The sequence below is a fragment of the Marinobacter sp. UBA5687 genome (assembly GCF_002420325.1).
In the GTDB taxonomy this organism is placed as follows: domain Bacteria; phylum Pseudomonadota; class Gammaproteobacteria; order Pseudomonadales; family Oleiphilaceae; genus Marinobacter; species Marinobacter nauticus.
In genome coordinates this window covers 74,193-90,460 of record NZ_DIHV01000109.1, presented here as the reverse complement: position 1 = coordinate 90,460, position 16,268 = coordinate 74,193, and the positions used below count along the sequence as shown (strand labels likewise).

15 protein-coding genes and 1 pseudogene are annotated in these 16,268 nt (G+C 57.5%); 8 read left to right on the top strand and 8 right to left on the bottom strand.

Features of this window, described 5'->3' with window-relative positions:
* Together B3Y70_RS11530 and B3Y70_RS11525 are read left to right on the top strand one after the other, a co-directional pair.
* Positions 1–384: pseudogene (locus B3Y70_RS11530) on the top strand (hypothetical protein); the annotation flags it as partial.
* A 44-nt stretch (positions 385–428) separates the two neighbouring features.
* Positions 429–2,777 (top strand): hybrid sensor histidine kinase/response regulator, encoded by a 2,349-nt coding sequence (locus tag B3Y70_RS11525; protein ID WP_286896070.1) that lies wholly within the window; start codon positions 429–431, stop codon positions 2,775–2,777.
* Here B3Y70_RS11525 and B3Y70_RS11520 read toward each other — a convergent pair.
* Together B3Y70_RS11520 and B3Y70_RS11515 are read right to left on the bottom strand one after the other, a co-directional pair.
* Complete coding sequence (locus B3Y70_RS11520) at positions 2,728–3,195, bottom strand: MarR family winged helix-turn-helix transcriptional regulator (protein ID WP_199453973.1); 468 nt, start codon at positions 3,193–3,195, stop codon at positions 2,728–2,730. The genes B3Y70_RS11525 and B3Y70_RS11520 overlap by 50 nt on opposite strands.
* Before the next feature lie 2 nt (positions 3,196–3,197).
* Positions 3,198–3,683, bottom strand: coding sequence for a glutathione peroxidase (locus B3Y70_RS11515; protein WP_288589828.1), 486 nt, complete (start codon positions 3,681–3,683; stop codon positions 3,198–3,200).
* A gap of 256 nt (positions 3,684–3,939) precedes the next feature.
* On the opposite strand from B3Y70_RS11515, the gene B3Y70_RS11510 reads away from it, so the two are divergent.
* The 3 genes from B3Y70_RS11510 to htpX all read left to right on the top strand — a co-directional run bounded on the left by B3Y70_RS11510 (position 3,940) and on the right by htpX (position 6,615).
* Positions 3,940–5,154 (top strand): pyridoxal phosphate-dependent aminotransferase, encoded by a 1,215-nt coding sequence (locus B3Y70_RS11510; protein WP_199453975.1) that lies wholly within the window; start codon positions 3,940–3,942, stop codon positions 5,152–5,154.
* A gap of 12 nt (positions 5,155–5,166) precedes the next feature.
* On the top strand, positions 5,167–5,640 hold the full coding sequence (locus B3Y70_RS11505; protein WP_014421210.1) for a hypothetical protein: 474 nt from the start codon (positions 5,167–5,169) through the stop codon (positions 5,638–5,640).
* A 93-nt stretch (positions 5,641–5,733) separates the two neighbouring features.
* The gene (htpX, locus tag B3Y70_RS11500; protein WP_014421209.1) at positions 5,734–6,615 is read left to right on the top strand and encodes a protease HtpX; all 882 of its coding nucleotides are present in this window, start codon (positions 5,734–5,736) and stop codon (positions 6,613–6,615) included.
* 62 nt (positions 6,616–6,677) lie between these two features.
* Here the strand turns inward: htpX and pdxB are convergent, their stop codons facing one another.
* Genes pdxB through B3Y70_RS11485 form a run of 3 tightly spaced genes read right to left on the bottom strand, consistent with a single transcriptional unit; the run spans position 6,678 to position 9,687 of the window.
* Entirely contained in the window at positions 6,678–7,832 is a 1,155-nt protein-coding gene (pdxB, locus tag B3Y70_RS11495) for a 4-phosphoerythronate dehydrogenase PdxB (protein ID WP_286896065.1), read from the bottom strand.
* A 23-nt stretch (positions 7,833–7,855) separates the two neighbouring features.
* Positions 7,856–9,127, bottom strand: a complete 1,272-nt coding sequence (locus B3Y70_RS11490; RefSeq protein WP_014421207.1) for a DEAD/DEAH box helicase — start codon at positions 9,125–9,127, stop codon at positions 7,856–7,858.
* Entirely contained in the window at positions 9,124–9,687 is a 564-nt protein-coding gene (locus tag B3Y70_RS11485) for an elongation factor P hydroxylase (protein WP_228285496.1), read from the bottom strand. The genes B3Y70_RS11490 and B3Y70_RS11485 overlap by 4 nt, the downstream gene beginning before the upstream one ends.
* 146 nt (positions 9,688–9,833) lie before the next feature.
* Here B3Y70_RS11485 and dsbD point away from each other — a divergent pair, with 146 nt between their 5' ends.
* On the top strand, positions 9,834–11,711 hold the full coding sequence (dsbD, locus tag B3Y70_RS11480; protein ID WP_278350911.1) for a protein-disulfide reductase DsbD: 1,878 nt from the start codon (positions 9,834–9,836) through the stop codon (positions 11,709–11,711).
* Between the two features lies 1 nt (position 11,712).
* Here the strand turns inward: dsbD and tusA are convergent, their stop codons facing one another.
* Positions 11,713–11,958 carry a sulfurtransferase TusA gene (tusA, locus tag B3Y70_RS11475; protein ID WP_014421203.1) on the bottom strand — a complete coding sequence of 82 codons (246 nt, stop codon included), beginning with the start codon at positions 11,956–11,958 and terminating at the stop codon, positions 11,713–11,715.
* Between the two features lie 84 nt (positions 11,959–12,042).
* Between tusA and B3Y70_RS11470 the strand changes: the two genes are divergently transcribed.
* Positions 12,043–12,336, top strand: a complete 294-nt coding sequence (locus tag B3Y70_RS11470; protein ID WP_011785260.1) for an antibiotic biosynthesis monooxygenase family protein — start codon at positions 12,043–12,045, stop codon at positions 12,334–12,336.
* A gap of 9 nt (positions 12,337–12,345) precedes the next feature.
* Here the strand turns inward: B3Y70_RS11470 and rlmM are convergent, their stop codons facing one another.
* Entirely contained in the window at positions 12,346–13,422 is a 1,077-nt protein-coding gene (gene rlmM, locus B3Y70_RS11465; protein ID WP_273030201.1) for a 23S rRNA (cytidine(2498)-2'-O)-methyltransferase RlmM, read from the bottom strand.
* Between the two features lie 131 nt (positions 13,423–13,553).
* Between rlmM and B3Y70_RS11460 the strand changes: the two genes are divergently transcribed.
* Complete coding sequence (locus tag B3Y70_RS11460; RefSeq protein WP_278350912.1) at positions 13,554–15,443, top strand: sensor domain-containing diguanylate cyclase; 1,890 nt, start codon at positions 13,554–13,556, stop codon at positions 15,441–15,443.
* On the opposite strand, the gene B3Y70_RS11455 is transcribed toward B3Y70_RS11460, so the two are convergent.
* Positions 15,416–16,063: an alpha/beta family hydrolase gene (locus tag B3Y70_RS11455; protein ID WP_286894080.1), complete on the bottom strand. Its 648-nt coding sequence runs from the start codon at positions 16,061–16,063 to the stop codon at positions 15,416–15,418. The two genes, B3Y70_RS11460 and B3Y70_RS11455, sit on opposite strands and share 28 nt — an antisense overlap.
* Positions 16,064–16,268: the final 205 nt, after the last annotated feature.

Here is a 16,268-nt window from a genome sequence, read left to right as displayed (position 1 = left end):
TTGTTCAAGCTGATTGAGGCTATGCATAAAGCCGGCCGGATAGACTCTGCCACCGCCAAGAAGAATCTGAAGTATGTTCTGTTTCTGGTGCACAAAACCCACGCCGACCTGCACGTTTTCCAGGCCCGCGATTTCATTCGCCAGAACCAGATCCGCAAGGCCATTCACGCTTATCACCTTGCCAGTACTGAGATGGGCAAATCCCGGGACAACCCTCTTGCCATGAAAGCGGTGAAGAGCTTCCGTACCCGCATCAAGGAACTTGAGGAAATGAGCACAGAAGGCAAGATGAATGAGGAAAACCATTCCAAGCTGGACAAGGAATGGGACAACTTTCTGCAGGACGACGACACCTGGAAGAAAAAAGCGGATTACGACGACTGAACGCGGCTTCGTAAACGCCCATATCTCAAGGATGACGCAACATCGTGTTTAACAGAATCAGGCAACGGCTCTCCTATCGCCTCACCCGGGACACGGTCCTGGTCGCCATGGTGCTGGGCCTGGTACTGAACCTGATCCAGATTACCCTGGACTACTTCACCGCCCGGGAATCGATGGACCGCGAAGTTCGCGCCCTGATTGAAATCAGCCAGAGCCCGGCCTCCCAGATTGCCTACAACATTGATGTCCGGCTCGCGGAGGAGCTGCTCGACGGCCTGCTGCAACACCCTGCCACCATAGACGCTCGAATTATTGACAGCGATGGCCAGACCATGGCTGCGGCCAGCCAGAGCAGCCCGGTTTCCCGCTATCGCTGGATCAGCGATCTGCTGTTTGGCGCCAGCCGCGTGTTCAATGAGGAACTGCAGGTGCCACAATTGGCGGATCTGCCTCTGGGCCAGCTTGTTGTAACCATCGACACCTATCATTACGGCATACAGTTTCTCACCCGGGCGACCAATACCCTGATTATCGGGCTGCTGAAAAGCCTTGCGCTCTCCGGTGTACTGCTCGCCATTTTCTATTTTGTGTTGACCCGGCCCATGATGAACGTCATCAACGCCCTCAGTCAGGTGCGGGCAAGTTCTCCGGAGAAAGTCCGGCTTCCGATTCCGGAAAACCACAAAGGTGATGAAATCGGCACCATGGTGGGCATCATCAACCAGCACCTGGAAAACATGGAAGTGAGCGTGGCCAAGCTGCGATCCGCCGAAAGCGCCATGAAAAACTATTCCAGCCAGCTGGAACGGGAAGTGGAGGACCGCACCCGGGAGATTTCGGAAAAAAATGAAGCTTTGCTGCGCGGTAACCGGGCGCTGGTCCGCGCCAAGGAAGACGCTGTTCGCAGAGCTCGCGCCCGGGCCAACTTTCTGGCAAGCATGAGCCACGAAATTCGCACACCACTCAACGGTGTTCTGGGCATGCTGGGTCTGGCACTGGAAAGCGAGAAAGACGCAGGTCAACGCAATCGCCTGGAAATCGCTCTGAATGCCGGTGAGAGCTTACTTGGCCTGCTCAACGACATTCTCGACATCTCCAAGGTAGAAGCTGGCAAACTCTCCCTGGAAAGCATTCCTTTCAGCATGAGAAAACTGATTGAAGAATGCGCAACCCTGCACGCTCAACAAGCCCGGCGCAAAGGCATTAACCTGGTTAACGAGACCGCGCCGGATTTGCCAGAGCATTTTCTGGGGGACCCCACCCGTACCCGTCAGATTCTGAACAATCTGCTCAGCAATGCCATCAAATTCACCGATGCAGGCACCGTAAAGATTCGCACCAGCTGGTCCGGGGGCAGCTTGCGACTGGAAGTCATCGACACCGGGATCGGTATGTCGAGAGAAGGCCTGCACCGGATATTCTCACCGTTTTCCCAGGCCGATACTGACACCACCCGCCTCTACGGCGGAACCGGGCTTGGGCTGACACTCTGCCGGCAACTGGTGGAGCGAATGCATGGCCAGATTCTGGTGGATTCCAAGGAAGGCGCCGGAACCCACTTTACCGTGACCCTGCCGCTTCCGGTACACCAGGGCGATGAACCGGAGATCGCAGAAGGCGTGCTACGACGCCTGAGCGATATTGGTATTGCCATGGCCCTGCCCCAGAGCAACCCTCACAGACTGGCCATCGAGTCCCAGTTGCGCTCCTGGAACATACCGGTGCGCAGCGCGAGCCGGCATCCGGAGGGCATCCTGCTGATTGATGCAGCAAATTCGCCCCGGGAAAATCTTGCCTTTGCCAATGACTGGCGCGGAGAAGGCGTGATCCTGGCCGACCAGTCCGGCACCGCCACCAGCGACCACCCGAGACACTGCGTTGTGGCACTCCCACTGCGAAGAGACGACCTGTTCCGATGCCTGTGCGCTGCCGGCGGGTTGGATTCAGGCGAACAAGCAACGCACCCGGATCGATCGCTTGGCACAAGCCGGCAACCGGTACCGGCTCTCAACATCCTTCTGGTGGAAGACAACCAGGTCAACCAGTTGGTGGCCAGCAGCCTGCTGAAGAAACTGGGGCACCGGGTAGATCACGCGGAGAACGGGCGCCGGGCACTGGAAGCACTTCAGAACAAAGCTTACGACCTGGTACTGATGGACTGCCAGATGCCGGTTATGGACGGTTACGAAGCAACCCGCGCTATCCGCCAGAATCCCCAATGGCAAACGCTGCCGGTTATCGCGGTAACCGCCAATGTGATGCAAGGCGACCGCGAGGACTGCCTGGCCTCGGGCATGAATGACTACATCACCAAGCCCTATAATCGTGACGAACTCAGGGCGGTTATCGCTCGCTGGGCTCCGCTGTCTCCAGAACCTCCAGCAGACTCCTGAGCTCCTGGCGCAGCGATAGCAATCGCTCCGGCTCAATATCCAGACCACACATCAGGCGGCCGGGCACGTTCGCCGCCTTGGCCCGCATTGCCCGTCCGGCATCGGTCAGCCTCAACCGAACCACCCGTTCATCCTCGGCGAGCCGAGCCCGTTGCAACAGTTCCCGCTGCTCCAGGCGTTTAAGTAGCGGCGTCAACGTTCCCGAGTCCAGTCTTAATCTGGCCCCCAGGTCGCCGACCCGTGGCCGAAGCCCCTCACGGTCTGCTTCCCACATCACCAGCATGACCAGATACTGGGGATAGGTCAGCCCCAGCTCCTCCAGTAACGGCCGGTACCGGGCGGTCACCGCCCGGTTGGCTGCGTAGAGGGCAAAACAGATCTGGTTATCAAGCGCCAGTATCTGATCGTTGTCCTTCATGGTCAGAGTAATTTCTCGATATCGGCACGGATGTCGGCCGGTTTCGCCGTTGGCGCATAGCGCCGCACAACCTGGCCGTCCCGATTGACCAGAAACTTGGTGAAATTCCATTTGACCTTCTCAGAGCCCATCAGGCCCTTGGCCTCACATTTCAGGAACCTGAACAGCGGATGCGTGCCGTCGCCGTTCACTTCAATCTTGGCGAACATGGGGAAACTGACACCGTAGTTCAGGGAGCAGAACTGGCTGATGGCATCGTCGTTACCGGGGTCCTGATTCATGAACTGATTACAGGGGAAGCCCAGCACCTCAAACCCGCGTTCCCCCAATTCGTCATGGAGTGACTGAAGGCCCTCAAATTGGGGCGTAAAACCGCATTTTGAGGCCGTATTCACAATGAGCAGAACCTTGCCCCGATAGTCGTCCATTGATACTTCCTGCCCTTTAATATCTTTGGCACTGAAACTGTAGATGGTTTCGCTCGCCATGAAATCTCTCTCCTGTATTGGCCGGCCACGGCCGATTTTGTATGAACGGCTGAGTCATATTGTGCACAATATAATTTCCCCCAACAAGATTCTAAATTGTCACTTCGGGTCAGCCTGCTGACACATCACTTCAAAGACGTTCCGTAAACTATCCTGATTTGGCCACAATTCCACACAATTGCCCCTGTTACCCCGAGGCGTCCCTCCGCTAGAATAAGGCTTTCGTTCAGAACCTTAGCGAAGGACCCAGGCTCCCATGCAGAACTATTTCAAATCCGCCAAACTCGACAATGTCTGTTATGAAATTCGTGGCGTGGTTCTGCGTGAAGCCCGCAGGCTCGAAGAAGAAGGGCACCGGGTTCTGAAGCTGAACATCGGCAACCCGGCAGCCTTCGAGCTCGACGTTCCGGAAGAAATCCAGCAAGACGTCATTTACAACATGCACCAGGCTCAGGGCTACGTGGAATCCAAAGGCCTGTTTTCGGCCCGAAAGGCCGTGATGCACTACTGCCAGCAGCGGGGCATTGCCAAAGTCGATATTGATGACATTTATCTGGGCAATGGCGTCAGCGAGCTGATTGTGATGTCCATGCAGGCATTGCTGAATACCGGCGACGAGGTACTGATTCCGGCCCCGGACTACCCGCTCTGGACCGCCGCCGTCACCCTCTCCAGCGGCAAACCGGTGCATTACCGCTGCGACGAACAACAGGACTGGTTCCCGGACATCGACGATATCCGCAAAAAGATCACCCGCCGGACCCGGGCTATTGTGCTGATCAACCCGAATAACCCGACCGGTGCCGTGTATTCTGAGGAATTACTCCAGCAAGTACTGGAGCTGGCCCGGGAACACAATCTCATCATCCTGTCCGACGAGATCTACGACAAGATCCTGTACGACGGCACCCAGCACACATCCATCGCCTCGATGGCAGACGACGTGCTGTTTTTCACCTACAACGGCCTGTCCAAAAACTACCGGGCGGCCGGTTATCGTTCCGGCTGGATGATCATCAGCGGAGCCAAGCACAAGGCCCGGGACCTGATCGAAGGGATCGACATGCTTTCGAACATGCGCCTGTGCGCCAATGTGCCGGCCCAGCTGGCAATCCAGACCTCTCTGGGTGGCTATCAGTCCATCAACGATCTGGTGGCACCGGGTGGGCGTCTCTACGAGCAGCGTGAGACCGCCTGGCGCATGCTCAATGACATTCCCGGCGTCAGCTGCGTCAAGCCGAAAGGGGCGCTTTACATGTTTCCGAGGCTCGACCCCAAGCACTTCCCGGTGGTGAATGACGAGAAGCTGGTTCTGGATCTGCTGCTCCAGGAGAAAATACTTCTGGTTCAGGGCTCGGCCTTCAACATTGATGACAAGCAGCATCTCCGGGTTGTTTTCCTGCCCAGAGCGGACACGCTGTCGGATGCCATGGGCCGTCTGGGCAATTTCCTTGAACACTATCGCCAGTAAACCGGAGTCAGTATGGCCGACATTCATGTCGAGGAATTCTACAAGGACGTGGCAATCGCCCTGGTTCAGCTCTACATGTCGTTTCCCCGGCGGGTAAACCTGTTCGTGGAGGATATCGCCGGGCCAGACGAGCCCGACGAATTCGGCCTGCACAGCAAGCGCCACATGGCCTGTTTCGGCGCCCTGCTCTGGCTGTCCGAAGAAGGCCTGCTCCGATACGTGGATACCATTCGCCAGGAAGCTCTGGATCAGGCGGTGCTGACCCGGGAGGCATTTGTTCGGCTCAGCGCCCCGGCCCCGCAGGCGCTTCTGAGGGAACTGTCGGCGGCTTCAAACGAACCCGAATTGCCGCCTTCCGTTCAGAAGGACTTGTCCACCTATATTCATCTGCTGCGCTCCGCCCTGAAAAGCGGCAGTTCCAGCCGCATCAGTCTGGCGGTGCAATCAACCTTCTTTAACGATTCAGGCCTGCAACCCGTTCATTAAATGGCGTTAAGGTTCTTGAACCGCTGAACCGGATCCACATATATCGGTCAGAAAGGCAATACGTTTCCCGGTAAGCTGATACAGGAAAAAACCATGCGTATTCTGTTGTTTCTGGCCACCAACCTGGCCGTTATTCTGGTTGCGAGTTTTACCCTGCGACTGCTGGGGGTCGATAGTTATCTGGCACAACAAGGCATCGACTACGGCTCGCTACTGGCGTTTGCGGCGGTGTTCGGCTTCGCTGGTGCGTTTATCTCGCTGTTCCTATCCAAGCCCATGGCGAAGTGGAGCACCAAAGCCCGGGTGATCGACTCACCTCGCACGCCGGCGGAGCGCTGGCTGGTTGAAACCGTCGCGGAGCTGGCAAAGAAAGCCGGCATAGGTATGCCCGAAGTGGCGATCTTCCCTGCTCAGCAATCCAATGCCTTTGCCACTGGATGGAATAAAAACGATTCTCTGGTGGCGGTCAGTGAGGGGTTGTTAAGCCGCTTTGACAAGGACGAAATCCGGGCCGTACTGGGCCATGAGATTGGCCATGTGGCCAATGGCGACATGGTGACTCTGACGCTGATCCAGGGCGTGGTAAACACCTTTGTTATCTTCGCATCGCGGGTGATCGGCTCGTTCGTGGACCGGGTCATCTTCAAGAATGAGAACGGCCATGGAATCGGCTTTTTTGTCGTGAGCATCGTGGCAGAAATCGTGCTCGGCATCCTGGCCAGCACCATCGTGTTCTGGTTCTCCCGTCGTCGGGAATACCGTGCCGACATTGCCGGTGCCCAACTGGCAGGGCGAGGCGCCATGATCAGCGCCCTGGCGCACCTGAAAAAGGAAAGTGAGGTTCCGGATCAGATGCCGGACACCCTGCAGGCATTCGGTATCAACCGGGGCGCCCGCGAAGGTCTGGCAGCAATGTTCATGACCCACCCGCCGCTGGAGGACCGAATTGCAGCGCTACAGAACGCCAAACTGTAATCACATGAAAAAGGGCGCCACACAGGCGCCCTTCTCTTTTGACGAGTAAGACATTCAGGGTGTCAGATCTTCAGTTTGAACCCGATGGCCCTGAAGCTGTCCTGAATCGACTTGCTGCTACCCTTCAACTGCACTTTCAGACTCGAGCATTCCCTGCGCACCGGGTAGTCCCTGCGTAGCCTGTCAAAGGCCTGCGCCCGCTCTTCAGGATTACCGCGCATGGTCAGCCGCAGGCGGGCATCGTCCCGGCGGGGATCGTAACAAGCGCGCAAAGCAACCTGAACGGCCTCATCTTCATCAGCGCTGCTGGTAAAGGACACTTTACTGAGCGCCGGCTCCGGCAGAAATTGCCCGGCCTTCTTGCGCACGGGCAGCCCTAGATACCGGCAAAGGGCCTGGTAGATCATTTCCGTGCCCTGCATCTTGCCTTCAAGACTGTAGCCGGCAATGTGGGGCGTGGCCAGCCACACCCTGTCTACCAGATCCGGCTTGATTCCTGGCTCATGCTCCCAGACATCCAGCACCACCGTGGGTGCGTCCGCCAGCTGAAGCCGGGCAAGCAATGCCTCTCCGTCTATCACCTCGCCCCGGCCGGCGTTGATCAACAACTGATCCTGCCCAAGCGCCGCGAGCTCGCTGCCCGCGACCATCCGGTTGGTGGGATGGTCTCCAGTTCGCGTCAACGGCGTGTGCAAGGTTACAACGTCACACTCCAGAGCCTCGGCCAGCGGCACAAACTCCTCTGCGCGCTCTTCATCAGCTTCCTGCCTGGGCGGATCACAGAGCTTTACCGTGAAATCCAGCCGCTCCAGCATTCGGGCCAACTCACCACCGACATTGCCCACCCCGACAATCCCTACCGTCAGGGATGACCAGTCTTCAATACCCCGCTTTTCTGCGTACAGCGACAATACCGAGAGCACATACTCTGCCACACTGACGGCATTGCAGCCTGGCGCAGCGGCGAAACCGATGCCTTGTTCCTGGAGCCAGGCCTGGTCTATGTGGTCCGTTCCAATCGTGGCCGTACCAACGAACCGCACCCGGGCACCCTCCAGCAACTGCCGGTCTACCCGGGTTACCGAACGGACCAGAAGTATATCGGCATCCCTTACCTGGTCCGGAGCCAGCGTCCGGCCATTCACCCGGCGAATCTCCCCGATGTCGCCAAAAAAGGAATCCAGTAAGGGTATATTCTCGTCCGCAACGATCAGCATAACAGTGGTCTCACCAGTGACTCTCAATGACGACGTGGTCTGGGCCCGCGACCGCTGTTGCCCTGCGGCCGGCGACCACCCCGCTTGCGGGTAATCGGCGGGTTATCCATGGCGGCTGTCAGATTCTCATCAGGCACCGCCGTCTTCAGCTTCTGGCTGATGTATTTTTCAATCTCCGGCAGGGCAAACGCGTCCTCTTCACCAGCGAAGCTCACCGATACTCCGGTTTTACCGGCACGGCCAGTACGACCAATGCGGTGAACGTAATCTTCGGCATTGTCTGGCAAATTGTAGTTGAATACATGGGTCACGCCGTTTACGTGGATGCCACGGCCCGCCACATCGGTAGCAACCAGCACCTGGATCTGCCCCTTCTTGAACTGGTCAAGCGTTTTCAGCCGCTTGTTCTGGGCAATCTCGCCAGACATCAACGCCACTTTCACACCCTGGTTTTTAAGATCCTCTTCAAGATCACGGCACTGGTCACGACGGTTGGCAAAAACAATCGCTTTCTCTACTTCCGGCCGCTTCAGGTAATTCACCAGTACCGGCAGCTTTTCGTTATCGGACACCAGGAAAACGGTCTGTTCAACTCGTTCTGCAGTCTTCTGTTCCGGCTCGATTTCGACAAACTCGGCATTGCGGGTCCACATGGATGCCAGGTTGAGGACATCCTGGTTGAAGGTGGCACTGAACAGCAGGGTCTGGCGCTCATCCTTGGGGGTACACTTGCGGATGATGCGCTTGACGTCCGGGATAAAGCCCATATCGAGCATCCGGTCCGCCTCATCCAGAATCAGGATGTCGAGCTGATCCAGAAAAACATCCTGTGAGCCCAGGAAATCGATCAATCGGCCCGGGGTAGCCACCAGGATGTCGACAATTTCGTTCTGCAACTGCTCCCGCTGCTTGTCGTAGTTCATCCCGCCAACCACAGTAACCACATTGTGGCCAGTGTAATGACACAGCTGTTCGGCGTCCTTGGCAATCTGCATGGCCAGTTCGCGGGTGGGCGCCAGCGCCAGAACACGGGGCTCGGAGGCAAAACGCTCTTTCTCGTCGATCGGAGTTTCCAGCAAAGACTGAATCGCGGTAATCAGAAAGGCTGCAGTCTTGCCGGTGCCCGTCTGAGCCTGGCCAATGAGGTCTTCACAGGCCAGGGTCCAGGGCAGCGTTTCTGCCTGAATGGGCGTGCAGTACTCGAAGCCAATTTTGGAAATGGCATCCAGCAGTCGCTTGTCCAGATTGAGGTCGCTGAAGCGTAAATCGCCGGTATGCTTTGGTTCTGATGTCATAGGGGTTCAGGTATCCTTGATTTATCGTATTCCTGCTCTGCAGTTAACAGACGGTTCTTAACTTGAGCCCAGCTTTCATCTATCCGGGCGCCAGTACCATAGAACTGCATGAGCGAATCGTAGAACTGCTGTGCACGGCGGGGTAATCCACAGGCAAGGTACTCGCTCGCCTGGTTGAGCACATTCAGGCGGAATGCGTCTCCATCGGCAGCGCCTCCGCCGGCGAGGTTGTCGACACTGATGTGAAAGCGGAAGCCGGCGGCCAGGGAAAACAGACACTCCATGGCCTGAGGTTTCACCTCCACCTGCTCAAACGCTTGCTGCTGTTCAGGTGTTCGCCCATCCGGACAGTACCAGTATCCGTAATCGTACATTGTGCGCCGGTGCTCACCGGCAATGCACCAGTGGGCAATCTCGTGCAGGGCACTGGCAAAAAAACCATGGGCAAAGACTACCCTGGCAAGGCCCTCGGGCTCGCTCACAGGGAGATATTCCGGTTCGTCGCTGCCCCTGACCAGAATCGTCCGGTATGATTCCCGGAACAGGTCATTGAACAGCATGATAAGATCGTCTGGATTGTGATTCATCGGTTGGCTATTGTGCGACTTTAACGCGGCCAATACCAGTGGGAACTTTCGCCACAGCATGGTGTCCACTGGCTTCGAACCGACTTCATGCATACCAGAATCAGGAAATGACCGTATCCATGTCAGCAGTCCAGGCCTTCAGTGCTTCTACGCGAAATCTGTCCTACCATCTCCTGCTTGTGTTGGCAGTGGGTCTGTCGCTGGCGTCTCCCGGAGCCAAGGCTCTGGGGTCCGGCAATGGCAGCCTGTTTGGTAACAGCGAATTTCTGCCGGTAGATGAAGCACTACCCTTTGATTACACCACTGATAACGGGGCTGTGGTGCTGGCCTGGAATATCACCCCCGGCCATTACCTCTATAAGAGCCGCATACAGATCAATGCCGTAACTGATAGTGTACAGGTTGGCGAACCCGGCTTTTCTTTGCCGGGCACGCTGACTGAAGACGAATTCTTTGGTGAGATCACCGTTTTTTTTGATCCGGTCCAGGCCAGGGTACCCATCACCCTGCCCGACGGTGTCCGGGAAGCGGAGCTTCAGGTGACGTACCAGGGCTGTGCAGAGGCCGGGCTTTGTTATCCCCCGCAGACCCGGGACATCTTCTATTACCCTGGTGGCGACGCTGCCGAGACCGCAGCCAACAGCGTGACCTCCGATACCGGTAATGCGGCGCCCGCAGATACCTCCACCGCGACCGGCCTCGCCGGCTTTCTGTCCAGCCAGTCGATCTGGATGATCGCCGGCGTATTCTTTTTGCTCGGTCTGGGGTTGACCTTTACACCCTGCGTTCTGCCCATGGTGCCTATCATCTCCTCCATGGTCTCCGGGCGTAATACAAGAACCACCAGCCACGCATTATTGCTGTCTGGCAGCTATGTGCTGGGCATGGCATTGACCTACGCCGCGGCGGGTGTCATTACCGGACTGCTGGGCGCCAGCTTCAATCTCCAGGCGCAGCTACAGTCGCCCTGGGTGCTGAGTGTTTTCGCTGGCCTGTTCGTGGTCTTTGCGCTGTCGATGTTCGACCTGTTCGAAATCCAGTTACCACGTTTTATTCGGGAACCCCTCAACGATGCCAGCCATCGCCTGACTGGCAGCCGTGTCGCCAGCATCTTCGGTATTGGTGCCCTTTCAGCACTTATTGTCTCGCCCTGCGTGTCTGCGCCACTGGCCGGCAGCTTGCTGTACATTTCCACCACTCAGGATGCCGTGATCGGCGGTGTGGCGCTGCTGGCACTGGGCCTGGGCATGGGAGTTCCCCTGATTCTGGTTGCCGTTGGCGGCCGGAAACTGCTGCCAAGCTCAGGGCACTGGATGACCACGGTGAAGCACTTCTACGGTGTCATGCTGCTGGCCGTGGCTATCTGGCTGGTTGAGCGCCTGGTACCGGTCTGGTTCAGCCTGACCATGTGGGGGCTGCTGATTGCTATTACTGGCGTACAGCTGGGCGCATTCGATGCCGCCAAGGCTGGCTGGCAGCGCACCCGTAAGGGGCTGGGGCTAGTTATGTTTGCCTATGGCCTGGCCTTGCTGGCCGGTGCCGTCAGCGGCGCCAACGACCCGCTCAAGCCGCTGGCGCCCTTTGTCGCCTCCGCGGCGCCGGGACCAGTGGCGGGCGAGCTATCACATGCCAGCTTCCAGCGCGTTGAGGATCCGAACCAGATCCGCACATTGCTGGCCAATGCCAGTGACCGGGGGCAGCCCGTCATGCTGGACTTCTATGCGGACTGGTGTATTTCCTGCAAAGTCATGGAACGCAATGTGTTCAGCGATCCCCAGGTCATCCAGGCACTGTCACCCTACACCCTGCTGCAGATCGACATGACGGACAACACGCCCGCCCAGCAGGCCCTGCTGGATGAACTCGGCCTGTTTGGCCCCCCGGCAATACTGTTCTATCAGGCGAGCGGGGCAGAGCTCAGCAACGCCCGCGTGCTGGGCGAGATGGATCGGGATCAGTTTCTGGAGCACGTGGCCAACGTTGGTCAGAAACTCTGAGTCAGGCGTCCTGACAGCGGCGGATCAGAAACAGGAATTCACCGCCCGCTTCCTGCTGGCTGAGAAGTTCGTGCCCGAGGAACTGGCAGAACCTCGGGATATCCCGAGTGGTTGAAGGATCGGTGGCCACCACCCGCAGCACCTGCCCAATCTCAACATCGTGGATGCGATTGTGCAGCATCATGACCGGCTCGGGACAGAATAGTCCCCGTGCATCCAGTTCTGCGTGATAATCATGATCGGACACGCGTGACCTCCTGCAAGTAGCGTGATTTTTCTGAATCCAGTGCTAAATTATTGTTTATAGCAGCGAAAATAAAGGGAGATTGTCATGATTCGGGTACTTATTGAACGCCATATTGCCGAAACTCTGGAGTCGGCCTACGAAGACCGGGCCAGAAAAGTGTTACAGCAGGCCGTCAGTGCCCCGGGCTTTATCTCCGGTGAGACCCTGGTCGACTGCCGCGACCCCAACCATCGCATGACACTGGCAAACTGGCGCTCAGAGGCAGACTGGGATCGCTGGTACCGCTCTCCTGAACGCCGGGAATTAATGGCGGAACTCACCCCCATGATGGACCGGGATGAAGCCATTACCGTGCTCCAGCACAGCGATATGCCGTGAGCCCGGTGATCAGTCCAGGCGCTCGATGAAGCAGGTTATTTCTTCCCTGTCGTGGTAGAGGTGCCGGGCCCGGAGCCGGCAATTGAGCTCGGCCTCTGCCAGCCCCTGCAGCAGTATGTCCCGGCAGATCAGCCACTCCTCATAACGTTTCTTCATGGGTAGCTTGAGATTGAACACGGTGTAGCGACACAGTTTGCCTCCGACCCAGTCCAGCGCCAGACGCGCGGTTTTGCGGGGCTTGTCGACAATATCGCAGACCATCCAGTCCACGGCCCGCTTCGGGCGCCAGGCGTAGCCATCAGCCCGGACATGCTCAACATGCCCTGTGGCCATCAACTCTGGATTCATGGGGCCATTATCGACCGCCGTCACCATCATGCCTTGCTGAACCAGTTGCCAGGTCCATCCTCCGGGAGCGGCGCCCAGATCTACCGCTTTCCGGCCGCCACCCAGGTAGTCCAGATAACGATCTTCAGGAATAAAGACTTTCCACGCCTCTTCGAGTTTGAGCGCAGACCGGCTGGGCGCTGAGGCAGGCAAACGCAAACGGGGTATGCCCTGCGGAAAAGGGGATCGATTATCGGCCAGGCTTAACCCGACAACAGCCGTTTCGAAATCCAGCAACAGCAACTCCAGACGGTCACCGTTGGCACTGTCCGAGTCCTGCGTCAGCATGTCCGCCTCCCTGAGTCCGCGGGACAGGGGTGCCACCCATTTTCGGGCAAAGTTGCCCAGATCGCGATCTTCATTGGTTTCCGTAAGCCGGGTTTCCAGTCGTGATGCCAGGCTGCCCTGCCAATCGGCGCCCCGGAGGAACTCGATAACGGCTCCAACCCGGTCCCTGGCCGGCAGCGGGCAATCGCCAAGCACCAGAAACCAGTCCCGCACAAAGACCAGCTCGTCCAGCGGTATTCTCTGCATCAATTCAAAGGCAGATTCGGGCCCGCCAAGGGTAAACCGCACCAGCCCTGCGTTCCTGATCGGCTGAAAGTAACCGAACAGACCACAAGCGGCCGCCGAATCCATCAACTCCTGACCCGCCTCGGTTTCAAACCCCGGGCGACACATCAGCATTATCTGTTGCATTCCATAACCTTGTTGGTGACCACTGTCAGGATTCTGACGCACTGACAGCGATAAAACTTGAACGTGTTTAACGGCAGCACTTGTTCACGCTGGCTACACTTTCTGCCTCCCAACGTACCGCCTGGTGGAAGATGCTCCGACTCTGGAACCTGCTTACGGCCTGTTTTCTGACCACGGCTGGCCTGCTGTTCAGCGGCCAGCTTGCGGCTATGGAACCGTGTCCCGCTCTTGATGCCGCCAGCCCGGACGCCCGAAGTGCAATCAACCACCACATCTGTTTTTACTCAGCCCGCCCGGGTGAACCGGCCCATGCTGCAACAGCACCTGAGGATCTGCCGGCCGAGTTGGCGTGGAGACCAGCCCGGGGCCATGACCTGGTATTCAGCCACACCGATTCCGTGTACTGGATCCAACTTAATGTCCGCAACAGCAGCGCTGAATCCGGTCTCTGGTACCTGAAGCTTCATTACCCGCTGCTGGACGAGGTGACGTTCTGGCAAAAAAGCCGCTACCAAAGCGGTTACAGCCCTGAAGACGCCCGACCTCCGCTGGCGACCGGCGACCTGTTCCCGTTTGCCACAAGGGGCATAGATTACCGTTATTTCCTGCTCCCCGTCACACTGGATGCCGGCGAAAACCGCTCCATCCTCATCCGGGTGCATAGCAGCGGCGCGCTGAATGTGCCCCTGGGCCTGATGACACCGGGCGAGGTCATTGCGGAAAGCAACCATCTCACCCTCATACACGGCCTGTTTTACGGCGCCCTGCTGATACTGGCGGCGTTCAACTTGCTATTGTTCATCAGTGCGGGCACCCGCTATTACTTCTACAACGCCTTTTATATAATCTCGATCGGGATGTTCCTGTTCGCCATGGGTGGATTTGCCAACCAATACTTCTGGCCGGAGAGCTCAGAACTGGCGAACCTCTCCATTCCGTTAACCCTGGCCGTTTGCGCGCTGGCGATGACTCTATTTGGCTGGTCTTTCCTGGAAGTCGGCCCCGACACTCTTTCTGTCAAGGCGCTGAAATCACTGGCCACAGTTGCCGTTGGCGCAGTAGCACTGACGCTCCTGATCCCGTATACCAAGTCCATCCTGATCAATACCGCCCTGGCCTTGACAGTCATTGTGGCGCTACAGGTTATTGCCTACGTTCGCTGGCGCCAGGGATACAGGCCCGCATTCTGGTATCTGGCGGCCTGGATGGTAATGGTTGCCGGGGCACTGATCTATGCCATGGCTGCGTTCGGGTATCTTGGCGATTATCAGGCCCGGGAAGTGATGATGCAGGCGGTTCTCGGAGGCCAGGTGGTCCTGCTGAATTACGCACTGGTGCAGCGCTGGCGCCTGCTTAACCAGAAACTGCTGGATGTGGAACACCAGGCTCGGACCGAACTGGAACTGAAGGTCCATGAACGCACCGCCCAGCTCCGCAACACCATGCGGGAACTGGAACAGGCAAATCGGAAACTGGCATCTTTAAGCCTCAACGATGCGCTCACTGGCCTGTACAACCGGCGCCACATGGATAATCTTCTGCCTGAACTCTGCAGGGAGGCCCGTCGGACCGGGAACCCATTAACTCTGGCCCTGATTGATGCCGATCATTTCAAACGCGTAAACGATACCTGGGGCCACGATTTCGGAGACCAATGCCTGAAACAGATCGCGGGCATTCTGGATGAGCACGTCAAAAGGCCAAGGGACGTAGCCATCCGTTTTGGTGGCGAGGAATTTGCCCTGCTACTCCCCGGAAACAATCTGGAAGGCGCGCGCACGCTCTGTCTCAGCATACTCAAGGCCATGCGGGAAACCGCCCTTATCGCTCCGGACAAAAAGCCTTTCCATCTGACACTCAGCGCCGGGATTGCCGAACTGGGTACGGGGGAGGAGCCATCTGACCTGTTCCGAAAAGCCGATGAAGCACTCTATCAGGCCAAGGGCGCAGGGCGAGATCAGATCGTACTCGCCAATCGCGCGTCAGCGCCTGGTCACAGCACGGCATCGTCGGCAAACTGACGCGTCAAAAGAGCAGCCTGCGCAATCAGGTCTGACTGTTGCTCTGGCTGCCGCGCCAGCGGCTGAAAATCGTGATTTCCGCCGTCCAGCCAGCACAGCCGGGTAAGGCCGGGGATCTGACCCTGCGCCTTCAGTTCATCCGGTTTACCGAATGGGTCCCGGGTACCCTGCACCACCAGTAGAGGAACCGCGACCTTATCCAGATGGTCAGTCCGCCAACGATCCAGCTTCCCCGGCGGGTGAAACGGATAGCCATAACAGGCAACGCCATCATTATCCCTGAACTTCCCGGCAGCCAGAAGCGTGGCCATCCGCCCTCCCATTGATTTTCCCCCCACCAGCAGCGGTACCTGACTTCCGAGCTCCTCTCTGGCCAGGGACACCTGATCTTCAAATGCCGCCAGCAAAGCCGGCTGCCGATCGGGCGGTCGCTTTCTGCCATCCTCGCGACGCTTCACCATATAGGGAAACTCGAACCGCACACTTTCGATGCCCTGCCCTGCGAGAGCCTCCGCCAACAACTCCATGAACAATGAATCCATGGGCGCGCCAGCACCGTGGGCCAGTATCATTACGGCTTTGGCATCTTTTCCGTAGCCTTTGGTCTTAATTCTTTTCACCAATTTTCTCTCTCTCGCTCCTGTTGCGGATCAAACCCGATGACAGAATGGATCTGGCAAGCCATTAAAGCGTCAATAAAAACATATTGGATAGACTTGCAACTTACTGGCCAGCCTACTGATTCCGGCGGATTTGACGGATGTCATAACTTGATCTTGATCATTGCAAAGGAATAATCGTTTCTCCATACTTGCCCCCGCATAA